At 58.3% G+C, this 17,304-nt stretch carries 9 protein-coding genes and 3 pseudogenes; 3 read left to right on the top strand and 9 right to left on the bottom strand.

Annotated elements, in window-relative coordinates; genetic code table 11:
- Positions 1–597: 597 nt before the first annotated feature.
- Positions 598–4,086, bottom strand: a complete 3,489-nt coding sequence (locus ASF69_RS23780) for an autotransporter domain-containing protein (protein ID WP_062590071.1) — start codon at positions 4,084–4,086, stop codon at positions 598–600.
- 429 nt (positions 4,087–4,515) lie between these two features.
- On the opposite strand from ASF69_RS23780, the gene ASF69_RS20190 reads away from it, so the two are divergent.
- Positions 4,516–5,496 carry a helix-turn-helix domain-containing protein gene (locus tag ASF69_RS20190; RefSeq protein WP_062590070.1) on the top strand — a complete coding sequence of 327 codons (981 nt, stop codon included), beginning with the start codon at positions 4,516–4,518 and terminating at the stop codon, positions 5,494–5,496.
- Positions 5,497–5,614: 118 nt separating this feature from the next.
- Positions 5,615–6,210, top strand: a pseudogene (locus tag ASF69_RS20185) (IS6 family transposase); the annotation flags it as partial.
- Here the strand turns inward: ASF69_RS20185 and ASF69_RS20180 are convergent.
- Entirely contained in the window at positions 6,210–6,629 is a 420-nt protein-coding gene (locus tag ASF69_RS20180; RefSeq protein WP_062590069.1) for a hypothetical protein, read from the bottom strand. The pseudogene ASF69_RS20185 and the gene ASF69_RS20180 overlap by 1 nt on opposite strands.
- A 250-nt stretch (positions 6,630–6,879) precedes the next feature.
- Positions 6,880–7,452 carry a contact-dependent growth inhibition system immunity protein gene (locus ASF69_RS20175; RefSeq protein ID WP_082469803.1) on the bottom strand — a complete coding sequence of 191 codons (573 nt, stop codon included), beginning with the start codon at positions 7,450–7,452 and terminating at the stop codon, positions 6,880–6,882.
- A 350-nt stretch (positions 7,453–7,802) separates the two neighbouring features.
- Between ASF69_RS20175 and hpaI the strand changes: the two genes are divergently transcribed.
- A complete protein-coding gene (hpaI, locus tag ASF69_RS20170) occupies positions 7,803–8,591 on the top strand; it encodes a 4-hydroxy-2-oxoheptanedioate aldolase (protein WP_062590067.1) in 789 nt (262 codons plus the stop codon).
- A 206-nt stretch (positions 8,592–8,797) separates the two neighbouring features.
- On the opposite strand, the pseudogene ASF69_RS23820 reads toward hpaI, so the two are convergent.
- From ASF69_RS23820 to ASF69_RS20140, 6 genes and pseudogenes are all read right to left on the bottom strand, one after another.
- Positions 8,798–9,376, bottom strand: a pseudogene (locus tag ASF69_RS23820) (metal-binding protein ZinT); the annotation flags it as partial.
- Positions 9,377–11,562: 2,186 nt separating this feature from the next.
- Positions 11,563–13,341 (bottom strand): annotated as a pseudogene (locus ASF69_RS20160) (ABC transporter ATP-binding protein).
- Positions 13,338–14,252 carry an ABC transporter ATP-binding protein gene (locus tag ASF69_RS20155; RefSeq protein ID WP_082469802.1) on the bottom strand — a complete coding sequence of 305 codons (915 nt, stop codon included), beginning with the start codon at positions 14,250–14,252 and terminating at the stop codon, positions 13,338–13,340. Before ASF69_RS20155 ends, ASF69_RS20160 begins: the two are co-directional and overlap by 4 nt.
- 29 nt (positions 14,253–14,281) lie before the next feature.
- Positions 14,282–15,352, bottom strand: coding sequence for an iron chelate uptake ABC transporter family permease subunit (locus ASF69_RS20150; RefSeq protein ID WP_082469801.1), 1,071 nt, complete (start codon positions 15,350–15,352; stop codon positions 14,282–14,284).
- A gap of 2 nt (positions 15,353–15,354) precedes the next feature.
- Positions 15,355–16,404, bottom strand: a complete 1,050-nt coding sequence (locus ASF69_RS20145) for an iron chelate uptake ABC transporter family permease subunit (protein WP_062590064.1) — start codon at positions 16,402–16,404, stop codon at positions 15,355–15,357.
- 17 nt (positions 16,405–16,421) lie between these two features.
- Positions 16,422–17,264: a siderophore-interacting protein gene (locus tag ASF69_RS20140; RefSeq protein WP_062590063.1), complete on the bottom strand. Its 843-nt coding sequence runs from the start codon at positions 17,262–17,264 to the stop codon at positions 16,422–16,424.
- Positions 17,265–17,304 lie beyond the last annotated feature (40 nt).

The raw sequence follows: 17,304 nt of genomic DNA, 5'->3' as shown, positions 1-17,304 counted from the left end.
CAAAACATCTCTTCCAAGTCACGGTAGCGCAAATACTGGCCAACCGCCCGTAAATCAGCCATTTCTCAAAATACCTTCCTTTGAAGTCATCCTTTGGAGTGGCACTTCAGTTTCTCGACGAGAGCATTCAAGATCATGGGTTCGCTCCGCAACATTCGGAGCCGCAAATTCCTGCTGCCATCCATAAGCCAACCCACAAAGGAAGAAGGGCAAACGTCGCCAGGGCAACCCTGACGCCGGACAACCTTACGCTCACCAAATAGAATTATTATCTGGCAAACCTGAACACGGATCTGCCCAGGGCCGACACACAAGTCGATCCATTCGATATCGACCGCCCGAAAGCAATGCCGCAGAGCGCCGTTGCTCTATCGGAATTGTTGAACGCCGCTATTGGCGATCTGTCTGAACAGGCTGACTTTTTGGTCGGCGTTCGGAGCTGCTGGATCAGGTCTGGAGGTATGTCGAGAGCCTCATTTCCTTTCACCGCATCCACGACAATGGACGATCAACCAATACACTTGGCGCAAGACGCTGCTCCCCCGGCTTGGCAAGTGGGTGCAAGGGGCCGGAAGGAGCTGGGATGGAGAGGATGCCTTAGAACCTCACACGCAGATTTGCCAGGACGCTGTTCTGCCACGCATGTGACGCAAACTGGCCCTTGTAGGAAAGGGAGAAATCCGCATCGTCCCGCAGAGGCACATTCAGCCCGGCTTCCAGAAGCGCTGTGTCGCCAGCACTGGGGACGCCCGTCACGGTAAACGCATCAGACCCGTCAAAGGCGTGTGTTGCCGAAGAGGTGGTATCGCCTTCCGCGTGGCGCCAGCCCAATCCTGCATGCAACCGGCCGGTCTTGTCACCGAGTTGCAGGGGCGTATCCATTCGGGCACCAAGGGTGCTGTAGATCACCTGCTGGTTGCTTCTTTCTCCATGAAGCCCGGCGGTTCCATTCTCATCATAGGCGTCCGTATGAAGGTTCACGTAAGCCAGCCCGACATAAGGTTCGTACGTGGTGGTCCCATCCGTAATGGAATAAGCCGCTTCGCCAAAGGCCTGCGTAGCTCGGGCGTCGTAGGCTGCCCTGTTGTTCTCCTCAAAGCCTGAGAAGCTGGAATTGCGACTGGTGTCGATTGTGTGCCAGCTATTGCTGAGGCCCATGCGCAGGGCAAGCTTGCCTGCCTGTGTGCCGGCATAGGTTCCAACGGTGTAGCTATCCATGTCGGCGCTTGAGGCGCGATCATCAAGTGTGTCACGGGACTTTCCATAGGCTGCCGCGATGCCGACGCGCCAGTCGCCGGGCAGCGATGCATCACCACCGATAATCAATCCGCCTGTCGAAGTTTGAAGTCTGGCCGCGTTCGGGCTGTCGCCACCTGTTTTGCCCCAGGCGCCGTAGCCGGACGACCAGAAGCCTTCGTCCCAGTCATTCCTAGCCCCACGCAGGCGCGCGGTCATGGCATCCCGCACATAACTGCTGTATTCCAATATCGCCGTTTTCAGGCTGGCATGGATTTCGCCGCTCAGCATGTCGAAAGCGCTCGCGGCCTCATTATCCGACAGCATCAACAGTTTGTTGTAGAGTGCAAGCGAAGAGCCAGACTGCGTCAGCGTTTCGAGGGCCTGTCCCGTCGCCCGCTGATTTGGCGTATAGCCGACGTCTGCGAAGCTTCCGACCTTGGTGATTATCAGCTCGACCCCCGTTGCCGTGTAATCGAGCTGTAGCTGGAGAAAGCTAGAACTGGTCGTCACGCCATCAAAGGTGCCTGTCAGATTCGTGTCGGACGAAAGGATCGTATAGGTCTGACCCGAGACATAGCTGCTCTTGGAATCCAGTGTAGTGACGACGACGGTGCCGTCGACACTCACGTCTCCGGTTGCGGTTACCAGATCGCTGGTGCCGTTGCCTGCGATATCCACGAGGAAGCTGGAGCCATCATCTAGCTGGAGCGTGCCGTCAACCGTGAGCGTACCGGCACTGTTGCCGCCTGCCGAAAGTATGCCGCCGGAGTTGATGACGGTACTGCCGACTGTCCCGGCGCCTGAAAGCGTGGCGCCACTTCTGACCGTTGTGTTTCCACCAATAATGCCGTCAATTTGGAAGACGCCGCTGTCGATAAAGATATTGCCGCTATAGCCTGCGCTGTTGCCGGTCAGCACAGTCGTGCCGGTGCCTGACTGCGTAAAGGTCCCGTTTCCGCTCATGGAGTTGCCGAGCGTCAGCCTACCGCTTCTGTTGACGACAAGCGCGCTGTTGTTAACCAAATTGCCCGCGCCGAGCGTGCCTGTCGCGCCGCCATTTCCGATCTGCAGCGTACCGGAAGAGATGGTCGTGGTGCCCGCATAGCTGTTGCCGCCGGTTAGAATGGTGGTGCCGGTGCCAGCCTGGGTGAGCGTGCCCGAGCCGCTGATCGAGCTACCAATAGTTAGACTGTCGCTGCGATTGATGACGAGGGCGCTGTTATTGACCACATCGCCATTGCCGAGCGTGCCCGAGGTGCCGCCATTGCCGACTTGCAGTGTTCCGGAGGAAATAGTTGTCGTGCCGGTATAGCTGTTGTTCCCCCTCAAAACGGTGGTGCCGGTGCCAGCCTGGGTCAGGTTACCGGTTCCGCTCATATTATTGTTCATTGAGACCGTGTTGCTTCTATTGACGACCAGTGTGCCGTCATTGACGACATTGCCAGTGCCGAGGCTGCCTGTCGTGCCGCCATTGCCGAGCTGCAATGTGGCGCCAGAAGAAATCGCGGTGGTTCCCGTGTAACTATTGTTAGCGCTGAAAACGATTGCGGATGTGCCGCCGTTGACGGCCACTGTTCCTGAACCGGAGATGATGCCGGATGCCTCAAGCCCTTGTCCCGTGCTGGTGTCGAAGGTCAGCGCAGAGGCGTTCCCCAGCACGATTGCGTTGGATAAATTCATACCGCTGCTGAGCGCAGCGATGGTGCCGCCGCTGCTGTTGGCAAATTCAATATTGCCCGTAATGGCCGAGCCCGTGAGCAATTCAAGCCGATTTCCAGTACTGTTGAACAGGATGGCGTTGGCGCGCGTCGCGCCATTGCCGGACATGCCGCCCGAAATGCTACCGCTATTGGTGATCGTATCGTCGCCATAGGTGATGATGCCCACACCGCCAGCCATGCTGCTGAAGCTGCTTAATCCGCCGGTGCCGCCGCTTATGTTGCCGCTGTTTATAATTGTGTTGTTGCCCCCCATCAGGTCGATACCGGCACCACCAGTGCCGCTATAGCCAGCCCGGCTGCCATCCGGCGTGCCGCTTGAGCCACCTGGGCCGCCTGAGCCACCTGTGATGTTGCCTGTATTGGTGACGGTCGTATTGCTGCCCGCGACCAGCAAACCGTCACCGCCGCCACCGCCACCTCCGGCATAGCCACTACTACCGTTTCCTCCATCACCGCCGTTCAGTGTGCCCGCATTGCCGATGGTTGCTCCTGCAATGTTGGAGACCAGCGCGGCACCACCGCCACCGCCGCCGCCGCCGCCACTGTGGGACGCGCCGCCATCACCGCCATTGCCACCAGAAACGTTGACGCCCGAACTGACCGTGATGCTGGCGCTGCCTGCCTGCAGACCTGCGCCACCGCCACCGCCGCCGCCGCTGCTATAACTGACACTTGCTGTCCCATCACCACCATCGCCACCGGTAATGTCACTGGTCACGGCAATGGATGGGCCGGTCGCAACGCTTCCCGCCGCGCCACCACTGCCTCCGGCTGCACCCACCGCGCTGGTGCCGCCATTGCCACCTGCGCCATTGCTGCTTGAGGACGTGTTGTTCGTGATGGTCCCTGATCCGTTATTGTCACCACCGGCGCCGCCGTGACCGTTTCCGGCTCCCCCTATCCCGCCATATATCGTCATGACGGCACCGCCAGCCGCGTCTGCCGCCAAGCCGGTCTGTGGAAGCGCAAGCGTGGAGCCAAAGACTGCGATGGCCAGAGGGGATGCCACAAGGCGCAAGCCGACATGACCGCTGGGGGCGAGCGCCGCTTTTTCGGCGCGCGCTTTAGCGTGATCGGTGCGGGAGGGTGTGTCTTTGCCGTGGGTCTCACTTTTATGGGTCTTCATGCCATGCTTTCCATGCTTCAATTTCGCTCACCAGCCCGCACGTTTTCCGCACGGAGTGCCTCACTCCCGCGAAGAGCCGCATGGCTTGACGTTTCCACTTGTTGACGAAACCGCAGACCCAATCCCGTGGCTCCACTACACATCTCGACGTGATCCATTGCCCGGCTCCGCCGTTGAACAGTTGCTTGCCAGGGGGTGGGCGTCCGTGCCTTTTCGTTTCACTGCGTTAAACCGACGCGCCGCAATTCGCATATTTTGCGCGCAGGGTAGCAACCAGCACGCACTGCTTTTTGATCGAAAATGCGGTTTGTAAAATTTTTTGTATTCGAAGCATTGTGCTGATGTGAATCATTTTTTTTTGGCTTATGCATGGGTGCATATTGCCCCCGTGCAGCGGCTCGCGGGCCGAAAATATATTTGAGATTTAATATGGTTTTTGAACCCGATACCCGTTCCGCGCAGGAGCCGACACGCAACGAAAACTCCATTGCCGGTGCGCTGGAATTTTCGCAGCCTTCCATCGGACCGCTAGAGCCGCCCCTGCGCACACGGCTCCCGCCCATGCTGTTGGATGATCCGGCTATTCTCAATGCATTGCGCGCGATGGAGGGCTATCGCGCCTCTGCCTTGCCGATCGTCCCGCTCGAGGCCGTTGCTGCACAGGCGGGGCTCAGCCTGCACCATTTTCAGCGCCGGTTCAGCGCAGTAATGGGCGAAACCGTGGGTGCCTTTGCCCGGCGCCAACGGCTTGAGACGGCGGCAATGCTGTTGAAGATGACGGAAACGTCCGTCCTCCAGATCGCTGTCGCGGTCGGCTACAACAGTACGGAAGCTTTTTCGCGGGCGTTTTTGCGGCAGTTCGGCCACGGGCCAAGCCAATACCGGGCGTGGTCCCGTGCTGCCGCGACACCGTCTGAACCGCATGAATATGAGCTTGCCCGCCATGTCAGCGCAGACTCACGCGATACGTTGAACCTTCTGGCCGTGCGCTTCTTCGGTTCGCATGCCCGTGTGGGCGAGTATTGGCAAGCCTTTGCCAGATTGCTGGAGGAAGCCGAAATCGATACGCGGGGCAAGCGCTTCTTTGGCATATCGCTGGATGACCCGCAGATCACTCCTCGTGGCCTGATGCGCTACGACTGCGCGATCGAAGCACCGCAACCCATGCCTGCCTCACTGCATGGGACACCTTTCTCAGCGCTATCCTTGCCGCGCAGCCGCGTTGCGCGGGCGCGACATCGCGGGCCGTATCACACTGTGTTTTCCTCCTACCGCGCCATCATCATCTGGGTGTCGGAAAAGCTGCAACAGTTTGGCGATGCGCCCGGACTGGAAATCTACGATGAACTCCCCTGGCGCGCTGGTCTGGATCAACCCGATAACTTTGCAGTGGAACTGGCGATTTTATAAGTATCTCAGGCAGTGAGAAGCTGTTGCGGACCCGATCGCTTGTCGCAAATTTTCGGGCTCAGCCGTATGTTGACCATAAGCATTGAATTTGCCGCTCCGAAAGTTGCGGAGCGAGCCCATGGTTCTGAATGCTATTGCCGAGAAGCTGAAGCACCAATCAAATGATGACTTCCAAGGAAGCATTTCGAGGCCTGGCTGATTGTACAGGCGGTTGCCTGGTACTTGCGATACCCGCTCAGCTATCATGACTTGGAAGAGATGTTTCGCGAGTGGGGCTTCGAGGTCGATCATAGCACGGTCAACCGCTGGGTATTGGCTTATACGCCGATGATCGAAAAATGGTTGCGGGAGTTTCGCCAACCCCATTGCGGCTCGGTCCGGATTGATGAGACGTATGTCAAGATCCGCGGCAAATGGCGCTATCTGTTCCGAGCCATAGATAAACACGGCAATCCGTTAGATTTCCTGCTGACCGCTAAGCGCGATCTCGCCGCCGCCAAGCGGTTCTTCCGCAAGATGCTTAAAGATGAACCCTTGTTGTCGCCGAACACGATCGGGACGGACGGGGCCAACACCTTCCCGTCAACGATCAAAACGTTGGTTGATGACGGACTTCTCCATCCGGGCCCCGTCCACTATGTCACCAAGCACCTTCAGCAAGGCATCGAAAGTGACCATTTCCCGGTAAAGAGGAACATACCAAAGATCGACGGTTAACAAAGCATGAAAATGAGGATGCACAGTGGATAATCGCGCGCCCCAAAAATGTTTGCGACACCCTTTTCATCTTCCTTCGCGGGCTGGCTGGCGGATAGCAGAGGGATACCAGACGGGCTGAGCGTGATGCCGCTGCCCGAGGTGGAAACTTCCGAGCGGTTCTCGGTATCCGAATTGGTAAGATGATCGGCGGTCAGGCTGTTGTTGTTCTTCGCGGCGGATGACGCGATCACGCCAGCCTTCAGATCAACGCCACCCTCTGCCACAACATGATAACCGCCGGAACCGGCAACAATGCCGCTTTGCTCGGCAACATTGGCATAATCACCTTCGATCTTCGCCGTGCCAGCACCGCCAGAAACCTTGACGCCGCCGCCTGAAATCGAAAGGCCAATCGAAGCGTTCTTGGGGCTCATGTCAACGCTTACATTTCATCTGTCCGTCATAGCGAACTAAGGATTTAACATGCAAATGTGCAATGAAATCCCTCGCATCCACGTCGATTGAGCAACAAACGAAAGCCCTTGCCGCAGTCTTTGCACGTTTAGTTTAGGATGCCCTGGCTGGCCGTATGCGCACAGTCCTCACCCGTCCCTACCGTTCAATATGGATATTTAGTCGCGCTGCTTAACGCGCTTTCAGCAGAGTGAGTTCAGCTTGCGGCTGTCAACCTAAGCAGCGGCTGAGCGCAACGCGCAGATTGGCGCCGATGTCTTCGTTGCTGCTGTCCTTAGGAATGATGACATAGTCCTTTTCCCGGCGCAGTGTTCCCTCAAATCCATCACCACGGGAACGCTTGGTCGGTTTCATCACGATGTTATTGTCCGAGCATTCAACCGAGCAAAGGACCATCCCCTTGAACATCAAGCTCTTTGTCCGAAAACCGAAAGTTTCCATAATATCCTTGATCCAGGCGATATACCGCGCCGCATGCTTCTGGTTGTCCCAGAGTTCAGGATCCTCTTCCGGCGAAACCTGGCGACTTTTGGCAAGCGCCTCTGTGACGGCCTCACCCAACTTATCGTTTTCCACATCGGGGGGAAATCGCTTCTCACCGGCGCGAAAGTCACCGAGGCGCAGCCTGTATCCTGACATTGTTTTCACAGAGAAGAATTTCTTGTTCCTGTAAACATGACAGGCCGGAATGTGTACGATATCGTTGCTCATTTTATCACCGTAACCTTTATTGAAACGCCCTGTTGCCTGCCCTATTCCATTGCCCGCTGCAATTGCTGCCATTGCGCAGCAGTGGTACCTTGGGGCACGGCAAGATCGATCTGACGAGCGCTGATCATGGCGCTTGTCAGTTCCTTTTCGCCAAGGTTATAGTTATTGAACTTACGAGCTGAATCCACTCATCCTTTGAGGGTTGTATAAACCTGATTTGGGTTGGCTAGCTTAGAACCTATCAAGGTATACATTGTTTTTGCGCTTCCGCGGCGCCTGTTTTTCGATCATGGAAGTCAAACGTTTTGAAGCATGGCGGTAAGCGGTCGTATATGGAAGCGCGCCATGGCGACACGATCGTTGCGGATTTCGGACCATATGGCACCGTCAGCAGCTATTTCGCTTAAGAAAGAGAGCAGTCCATGCCCGCACCCAAGAACCTTTTCAAGCAAGCACTGAAAGAGGGGCGCGCTCAGATTGGCCTCTGGCAGGCACTCGCAAACCCTTACACGGTGGAGATTTGCGCGGGTGCAGGGTACGACTGGCTGCTTTTGGACGCGGAACATGCGCCAAACGACATTCCGCTTCTCGTATCGCAGCTACAGGCGATGAAGGGTTTGCCAAGCCACGCCGTCATTCGCCCGCCAATCGGCGAAACCTTCATCATCAAGCAGATGCTCGATATCGGAGCGCAAACGCTGCTCATTCCGATGGTGGACAGCAAGGAAATGGCGCAGCAGATGGTCAAGGCCGTGCGCTACCCGCCGCATGGCGTGCGCGGTGTCGGCGCGGCACTGGCACGCGCCTCCGCCTTCAATCGCATTCCCGACTATCTTCAGACGGCCAATGACGAGATTTGCCTTTTGCTGCAGGTGGAAAGCCGGGCAGGACTTGCGGCCCTCGATGAGATTGCATCGACCGAAGGTGTCGATGGCGTCTTCATTGGCCCTGCGGACCTTGCCGCCGATATGGGCTTTCTCGGCAGGCCGGGCGCACCGGAAGTACAGGTGCAGGTGGAGACAGCCCTTGCGAAAATCCAGTCTCACGGCAAGGCGGCAGGCATCCTGACCGGCGATCTTGGCCTTGCAAAACGCTATCTCGAACTCGGCGCAACCTTCGTAGCCATCGGCAACGACGTAACCCTTCTTGCCAACGCCACGACGAAGCTTCTGGCTGATTTCCAGAATGCCGTCGCGAAGCCCGCCTACTAATTCTGAAAGCACCAAAAGAATGCGCAGTGACGACACCGCTGAAGTAAACTTAAAACTGGATAAAACTTCGGGGCAACGTCAGGAGGCTTCGGCGCTCTTTCCGACATCAATGTAATTTTTTGCAATATAGCCAGAGGGATCGACTTTTCCGATGGAGCAGCATCCGTTCCGTGAAGGCCGGATGCTGTTGTCGTTGGCTTGGTCGATTAATGAGCCTTCATTTCGCTGACAATCTCTTCTGCCTTCAATGAAGACGGATAGTAAGTCGGCCAGTTGGTGACTTCCTTCAGCAAGGCTGCGCGGTCGTTACCCCAATAGAGGTGGTAATGGTCTGCTTTGTTAGGAGCAATTCCGTGATCGCTGAACTGGATGTATTGCGGAGCCGTCGCGTCACCGCCTGTCTTTTTGAAGATGAACCGTACGCCACGATTGCCCTTCTTGTAGGTCAGGATTTCTTTGCCGTCATAGGCGTAGGTGCCCTTCGACGGCTGACCGTCCTTGAAGAAGGTAACGACATCGCCGTCAATGGTGATACGCTCTACGTCAGTCTTGTATCCGACTTCGTATTCGGCACGGATCTCTTCTACGGTTGAAGTTCCCTTTTCAGCCTTATGCTTCCAGACGGGATCGAGACTACCGTCCTTGAGGTAAGGATAAACTGACTGCCAGTCTCCAACATAGTCAGCAAGCGGGCGGTCCTTTACCTGGTTGTCCTCAAAGTAACCGGCGTAGATTTTCGGGTCGCCATGACTGTGAGCATGATCATGACCGGCATGGTCGTGTGCTTCACCGTCAGCGTGCTCATGGACCTGGCCGCTGCCACCGGCAACCACAATGTTGTAGGGCTTGCCCTCAACCTTTATCGTGCCGACTTCCTTGAGGTCCGTCTTGGAAATTCGACGTACCAGTCCGGCGTTGGGATCACTCATGACGACATCGTCTCCAGCCAGGGCGATACGAGGGCGCGGATCGTTCCAGTGCCCATCCATGGAATAGGGTTCGGTTACCTTTGCGCCCTTGGAAATCTTGGCGCCGAGAATGTCGATCTGATGCAGCGTGCCGTCTTCCGTCAGCACATACCCAAAGCGAACGTTAGCAGGATCCAGGGCAAAGTCGATACGGCGGAAGGGTAGCTCGATGTAACGGACGTGCGGCTCATCGGCGGGGTCAATGACGACGAGACCCCTGGCACCATAGTTGCCGAGGAATACCTGCATGCTCTTTGCGCCCAGCAAGGTGCCGGTGGTCTGGTCCTTCGGCAAATCGGCGGGATAGGTCAGCATCTTGGCCACTGGGCCATTAGCGCTGGCGGTCACCGCCAAAATACCTTCCTTGCATCCAGCGGCGAGAAAGGCGCCAGAAAATGCTTCACCATGAATGTCTGTGCAGGTCACCACATCGCCTGTGGGCGTGCCGTCTTCCTTAACCGCACGCAAGCCGACACGCGTCGGAGCCACATTGCCTTCGACCGGGGCATCGGAGGCAACCGTGGTTACCCAGCCATTTCCGACAGGCGCAGCAAAACCGTGATGAGCACGGGTCTGTTTCAGGCGTGTCGTTTCAATCTCGCCATCGGATAGTTCATGTGCATCAACGATTTCGTTGTAACCGCCCTTGTCGAAGTTGATGACAATCTTGCCGTTGTGATCAATGACGTGAAAGGGGCGCGGGCCGGTCAGGGCTTTTGTCACGACTTGCGGATCGGTAATCTCGATGTCGGAATGGTCACCATGAGAGTGAAGGGTAATGCCACTATTGATAAAGTTGACGGCATCATTGTCAGACTGAACGGCGACGACACTTGCACCTTCATTGACGCTGTACAGCTTATTCTGGCCGACCGTGTTGAACGTCCAGCGCTTCTCGGGCTTACCCAGATCAAACGCCGTGACCTTTGGATCCTTATGGTCTCCCACAAAGACGCGGTACAGCGTTTTGCTGTCTTCATCGTCCTGAGCATGAGCCACGGACCCTAAGAGGGTCGCTGATAGCGCCAGCGCAGATACGCTTCGGATTAAATGTCCCATTCTTCTCTCCTTTTAATGATATTACATAACATCAACGTTATGAATTTCCCCGTTTTACTCGACAGTCTCTTATCTGCGGTTGGTCATAGATGCTGGGGGCTAACGCTGTAACGCATAATGACCTTGGAGGCAGGTGCAGGTTCGTCGGCAGCCGACTGCGGGTACGAAGACACGATGCCGGACACACTCGCTCCTGCTCCCGAAGCGCGATGCTCCACGACGCGCGCGTCGGATATGTTTTCTGAGACGATAGTGACAGCAGAACGCCTCTCGCGGATTTCACGAGCATGTCCCACTCCTAGGCCCCAACGAGCCACGGATGCCCTGCCCTTTATCAGGCTCGATCCGCGTGACCCGTCACCGCCAACAGTTGCTTTCAGGCTTCCTCTGCGCACACCGAAGTTCATATCATGCGCAGCTGGCTGGCGGTTATCGCCTAACGATAGATTGTCACAGGTCAGGCATAGATCAGTCACGACGCCGCTATAGCTCCATTCTCAAGGCATCACTGCTCAACGCCCCATGTAATGCTATAACGTTTATGAGCGGTGTGAAGCGTGCGCAACCCCTGGCGCGCAAATATTCAGCAAATTATTTTAACTCACAGGACGCCATTGAAGCCGCGATGGTATCCTCCTTCCAATAGACGGCGGAACGTCTGAGGAATGAAGTCACAACACCCAAGGTCCTGCAGCGCGCCGCGCCCCAAGGACGTTCCGGACCAACGCGGCAACCTCCGCTAAGACATGGACAGAAAACCCGACTGCGCGACAGTATCGGACATTCATCACCAGGCAGGCGATATGCACGCTTACACGTTACGTTACCCGCTTTGGCGGCTTCCATTGTCCAAGCGGTCTTGCTTTGCGCTTCTGCACAGGTGGAGAGAAATAGCGATGGCGGTTTTGGAACGGCTGTTTAGGCGCGTTCGCCTTCCTCCCTCGTCAATCGCCAGAAACCGACACCGCAAAGGACATCTGATCGCTGGTAGCAGTCACGTGGCCTGCGGACTGGGCAGCATGGAGCTGGCTATAGCGACCGTGCTTTCGGGCGATAAGGTCTGCGTGGCGTCCCTGTTCGACGATGTGGCCGTCTTCCACAACGAGAATGCGGTCGGCATTGGCGATGGTGGCGAGCCGGTGAGCAATGACCAGCGTCGTGCGGCCATGCGAGAGATCGGCGAGTGACTGCTGGATCGCGCGTTCCGTTTCGGTATCGAGCGCCGAGGTTGCCTCATCAAGAATGAGGATCGGCGGGTTTTTCAAGAAGATGCGGGCAATGGCCAGCCGCTGCTTCTGGCCTCCTGATAGCTTGACGCCGCGCTCGCCGACGATGGTATCGAGGCCGCCCGGAAGAGCCGCAATCACAGCGTCGAGCCTTGCAAGCCGCGCCGCCTCCTCGATCTCACTTTCCGTCGCACCCAAACGGCCATAGGCGATATTCTCGCGGATCGTGCCTGCAAAAAGGAAAACATCCTGCGCGACAATGCCGATGCTGGAGCGCAGCGACTTCAGGGTTATCTCCCTGATATCGATACCGTCGATCAGGATAGCCCCGCCGGTTACCTAAGAACGCGGCAGAAGCGAGCAGATCGTCGTCTTGCCAGCACCTGACGGACCGACAAAGGCTATGGTCTCGCCAGCCTTGATCGACAGGTTCAAGCCCGCAAAGACAGGCTTTTCCGGGCTGTAGCCGAAACTTACGTCACGGTATTCGATATTCCCGTTCAGCCGCGCAACCACTTTGGCATCGCTCCGGTCGGCAATATCGGGTCTTGTATCGAGGAACTGGCAATAGCGCTGGAAGCCCGCCAGTCCCTTCGGATAGGTTTCGATAATCGTATTGATCTTTTCGATAGGGTGGAAGAATACATTGACCAGCAGCAGAAAGCCGACAAAGCCGCCAGCGCTCAGTTCGCCCCGCACCACGAACCAGGCACCGGCCAGCATCACCACCACCTGCACGAAGCGCATCGACAGGTAGGAGAGCGACATGGAGGCCGCCATGACCTTGTAGGCCTTGAGCTTGGTTGCGAGATAATTATTGTTGTTTTCCGCAAACAGTTTTCGTTCGTGATCCTCGTTGGCAAAGGCCTGCACGACGCGGATGCCGCCGACATTTTCCTCGATACGGGCGTTAAATTCCGCCACCCGACCATAAAGCGCGTGCCAGGTTGCAGTCATCCGCTGGCCATAGACGGTCGTGAGGATAATCGTGACGGGTACGATGATGGCCGTGATCAGCGCCAGTGGCACATGCACCCATAACATCAGGGCAAGCGCGCCGATCAATGTCATCACGGCGATGAACAGGTCCTCAGGCCCGTGATGGGCGACTTCGCCAATTTCCTCCAGATCCTTGGTCAGCCGCGCCACCAGATGGCCCGTCTTCTGGTTGTCGAAGAAGCCGAAGGAGAGCTTCTGCAGATGGTCGAAGGCTTTGCGGCGCATCTCCGTCTCGATCTTGATACCAAGCATATGGCCCCAATAAGTGACGATGACCTGCAGACCCGCATTGACGAGATAGATGAGAAACAGCCCGAGCGACGCCAGGGCGATCATCCCCAGCTGATGTGTGGGCAGCAACCGGTCGATAAACAGCGTCACTGCCACGGGAAAGGCGAGTTCCAGCAGCCCTGCGGCGACAGCGGAGGAGAAATCGAGCGCAAACAGGCCGCGGTGGGGCCGGTAATAGGCCGCGAAGCGCTTCAAAAGCGTACTCACACTCGCCCTCCTTCCGTTTGATGGGTACGAGGATTATGACGAAGGAGAGGGCCACTTCCGGTAAAACTTTCTCCTGTCAAACCTTCGCCGCCGCCTTGATCGAGCTTCTCCAACCTGTTCATACCCGTATTGCCACGCCCCTTGGCCACGATGAGCGGTGTGCCGGTGACCGGGTCGGGAATGATGATAGAGCTCAGACCAAAGACGGCTTCGACCAGATCTTCGGTAACGATGGCAGACGGCGCGCCCTCGGCGAGAATGGCGCCATCCTTCATTGCGATGAGGTGGGTGGCATAGCGGCAGGCATGGTTGAGATCATGCAGCACCGCGACAATGGTGCGGCCTTGTACGTTGAGATCGGCCAGCAGGTCCATAAGCTCGATCTGGTGGGCGATGTCGAGGAAGGTGGTCGGTTCATCGAGCAGCAGGATCGGCGTTTGTTGCGCCAGGACCATGGCGATCCAGACACGCTGACGCTGGCCGCCGGAAAGCTCATCCACCAGCCGTCCTGACAGCTCCGTAACACGGGTTGCGTCCATCGCAGCGATAACGGCTTTCTCATCGGCGCTCGACCATTGGCGCAGGAAGGACTGATGCGGATAGCGCCCGCGCGCCACCAGATCCGCCACCGTGATACCATCAGGCGCGGTGGAGGATTGCGGCAAGAGGCCAAGGCGACGGGCAGCCTCTTTCGCCGGAATATCGCGCAGGCTGCGCCCATCGAGGATCACCTGGCCCGCCGATGGCACAAGCAGCCGTGACAGGGCGCGTAAAAGCGTGGATTTGCCGCAGGCATTCGGCCCGACGATGACGGTGAAGGAAGCGTCGGGAATGGCAACCAAAAGATCCTGCGAGATCGTCCGTTCGTTGTATCGCAACGTCACATTATCGGCGTGCAGGCGCTCGAGCATGGGGTGGGCAGAGCCGGATGGGGAGTTGGTCATTTGCGACCCTCGCGAATGAGAAGAAAAAGGAAGTAGAGCCCGCCGATGCTGACCGTCATGACGCCGACGGGAAGCTGCGGGCCCATTGCGTGCTGGGCGGCCCAGTCAGCGGCGAGCAGCAGCAGCCCGCCGGTCAGCGCCGAGGGAAGAAGCGCGACCCCGGCCGAACGGGTCATGCGCCGGGCAATCTGCGGGGCGCAGAGCGCGATGAAGGAAATCGGCCCCGCCGATGCGGTCACGAGCGCCGTCAGCGCCACGCCCAGCATCATCAACAAAAGCCGTATGCGGCCCGCATCGACACCGGAGGCGCGGGCCACATCCTCGCCCAATTCCAGCTGGCGCATCGGACGAGACAGCAAAAGCGTCAGCGGCAAGAGGACGCAGAGCATCAGCGCCAAGGGAAGAAGTTGCTCGACGCCAAGGCCGTTCAGCGAGCCCGCCCCCCAGATGGCAGCGGCCATCGCCACCTGAAGATCCGCCTCGCGGATCATCCAGGCATTGAAGGCTGACAGCATGGCGGCAACGCCAATGCCGACGATGATGAGACGGAAACCCTGGACGCCGCGCCGCCAGGCAAGCAGATAGACGGCGGCTGCCGTGACTATACCGCCCGCCAGCGCGCCAAGCGCCGTCTCATAATATCCACCGGAGAAAATGAGGATCACCATCAGCGCGCCGGTATAAGACCCTGCGGAAAAACCGATGATATCCGGGCTTCCCAGTGGATTGCGGGTCAGGCTCTGGAAGATGGCACCGCTCACGCCTAGTGCAGCCCCCAGCAGAACGGCCAGCGCCACGCGTGGCAGACGCCATTCCACCACGATCATGCGCACCATGTCATCGCCCTGACCCACCAGCGCCCAAAACACCTGGGACAGTGCAACGGGATATTTGCCACTTAACAGCGACAGCGCCGCAAGGGCGGCGGTCAGAACTAGCAGCGCCAGCATCAGGATGAGCACACGGCCATCGAGCCGGACAGACAGACGGCCGCCTGCGAGGCGAAAGGCAAAGACGATGCGGCCAAAATCCAACCGTGCGGGAGAAGGCGGGGGGCGAGAGGACATCGTCACAATCCAACCGCCTGTTTGCGCCGCGCCAGCGCGATCAACACAGGCGCGCCGAGGAAGGCGGTGACCACGCCCGCCTCCAGCTCGCCCGGATAGAGCACCAGCCGACCGGCAATATCGGCTGCAAGCATCAGCACCGGCGCATAGATCATCGTCAGCGGCAAGATCTGTCGCTGATCCGGCCCGGTGAACCAGCGCACCGCATAGGGCACCATCAGACCGACAAAGCAAATCGGGCCACAGGCTGCCGTGGCTGCTCCGGCCAGAAGTGTCACGGCGGCAAGTGTCAAAATTCGGGTGCGAACAAGACTGGCCCCAAGCGCGCGTGCGAGGTCCTCACCCAGCGCCACGGTATTGAGCGAACGGCCGCTCATCAGCGCGATCACAAGGCCAAGGCCGATAAAGGGTGCAATCGCTGTGACCACCGCCATGTTGCGCCCGGCCACCGAGCCGATCGACCATTGGCGCATGGCATCGAAGGCCTGGGGGTTCAAAAGCGTAATCGAAGAGGAGATGCCGCCCAGCACCGCCGACAGCGCCACTCCCGCCAGCACCATGCGCACCGGAGTTGCGCCACCGCGCCCCGCCATGCCCAGCCCGTAGACGGCCAGCGTCACCAGCACCGCGCCGAGAAGAGAAAACCACAGTGTGGCTTGGATCGAATGGAAACCGAACAGCCCGACCGAAAGCGTAACGAAGAAGGCTGCCCCGGCATTGACGCCCAATATCCCCGGATCGGCCAGCGGATTACGCGTCGCCGCCTGGATCAGCGCGCCGGATACGCCGAAGGACGCCCCGCACAGAAGCGAAAGCAGCGTGCGCGGCAGGCGGTAATCGACAATCACGATATGATCGACCAAACCGCCATCATAGGCAAAAAGCGCATCGACCACCGTGGAGACCGCAACCAGCCTTGCCCCCAGCGCAAGGCTTGAGAGCGACAGGGCTACCAGCAGCACAAGGCCAAGCACAGCCATGGCAAGGCTTCGTGTCTGAGCACGTTTGACGGCTGCGGTCCGATCACCGGCCTCGACAGACAGGGCCATCATCACACCCCTCACACTGTTCACACTCGGGCCTGCCCTTCGATCCAGTAGCCGACCGCATCGATGCGGCGCTTGTCGAAACCGAGCGCATCGCGGAAATGCTTGCGGCACTCCGAAGCAGCCCTGGCTTCGCCGGCGATATAGATATAGCCCGGCCCCTCCGGCAGCGTGGTGATCTCTCGTGCAATGCGCGGCAATTCCGTATATCCGGGCCGCTGCGGGCGCAGGCCGTGGCAGGCATGCCAGGTGATCTCGACATCGGCCTGTGTCTCGATCATCTCCCCGATCTCCTGACGATCGGCATCGGACGGGATCTCCACATGGACCACCGCCCGGAACCCTTGCGGCAGTTCCTCCAGCACGCGACCCACGGCGGGCAAGCCGGTGATATCCGTCAGCATCAACAGCCATTGGCTTGCCTTCGGCAACCAGAACCGCCCTTCCGGATTGCAGATGCCGACGATATCCCCTACCTTGGCCCCCATCGCCCAGCTGGCTGCCACGCCACCCTCATGCACCACCATGTCGAGTACCATCTCGCAGGTCTTGGCATTCCAGCGGCGCACCGTATAGGGCCGGTTCGGCGCATAATCCGCCCCCTCCGGCATCTCCCATCGCCCGTTCTCCCGCAACACCGGCAGCACCACCGGCGTCCCATCATCCGCCGGCACCGCCAGACGCACCCACTCATCCGGATGCCCGCTGCCCAGCAACCGCTCCCCACCCTCCAGCTTCAACACCACCCGCATCATCGACGGCGTCAGATGCCCGATCGATACCACGCAGGCCAGAAAATTGTCCTCCACATAGGCTTCGTGGTCGTGATCCAATGTGCCCAAAAGGGCTTGTGCGTTCGCGTGCATTTCAGTGTCCTGGCGCTTTCGGGGCTAATATTTTACCGTA

This window comes from Rhizobium sp. Leaf311, assembly GCF_001423445.1.
Lineage (GTDB): Bacteria > Pseudomonadota > Alphaproteobacteria > Rhizobiales > Rhizobiaceae > Agrobacterium.
Note: the sequence above shows the minus strand (reverse complement) of the source record. Positions and strands in the feature narration are given on the sequence as shown.

What these genes read in the sequence shown, in the direction of transcription:
- ASF69_RS23780 (WP_062590071.1), bottom strand. Translation starts at nt 4,086, where the DNA reads ATGAAGACCCATAAAAGTGAGACCCACGGCAAAGACACACCCTCCCGC.
- ASF69_RS20190 (WP_062590070.1), top strand. Translation starts at nt 4,516, where the DNA reads ATGGTTTTTGAACCCGATACCCGTTCCGCGCAGGAGCCGACACGCAAC.
- ASF69_RS20180 (WP_062590069.1), bottom strand. Translation starts at nt 6,629, where the DNA reads ATGAGCCCCAAGAACGCTTCGATTGGCCTTTCGATTTCAGGCGGCGGC.
- ASF69_RS20175 (WP_082469803.1), bottom strand. Translation starts at nt 7,452, where the DNA reads ATGGCAGCAATTGCAGCGGGCAATGGAATAGGGCAGGCAACAGGGCGT.
- hpaI (WP_062590067.1), top strand. Translation starts at nt 7,803, where the DNA reads ATGCCCGCACCCAAGAACCTTTTCAAGCAAGCACTGAAAGAGGGGCGC.
- ASF69_RS20155 (WP_082469802.1), bottom strand. Translation starts at nt 14,252, where the DNA reads ATGCTCGAGCGCCTGCACGCCGATAATGTGACGTTGCGATACAACGAA.
- ASF69_RS20150 (WP_082469801.1), bottom strand. Translation starts at nt 15,352, where the DNA reads ATGTCCTCTCGCCCCCCGCCTTCTCCCGCACGGTTGGATTTTGGCCGC.
- ASF69_RS20145 (WP_062590064.1), bottom strand. Translation starts at nt 16,404, where the DNA reads ATGATGGCCCTGTCTGTCGAGGCCGGTGATCGGACCGCAGCCGTCAAA.
- ASF69_RS20140 (WP_062590063.1), bottom strand. Translation starts at nt 17,264, where the DNA reads ATGCACGCGAACGCACAAGCCCTTTTGGGCACATTGGATCACGACCAC.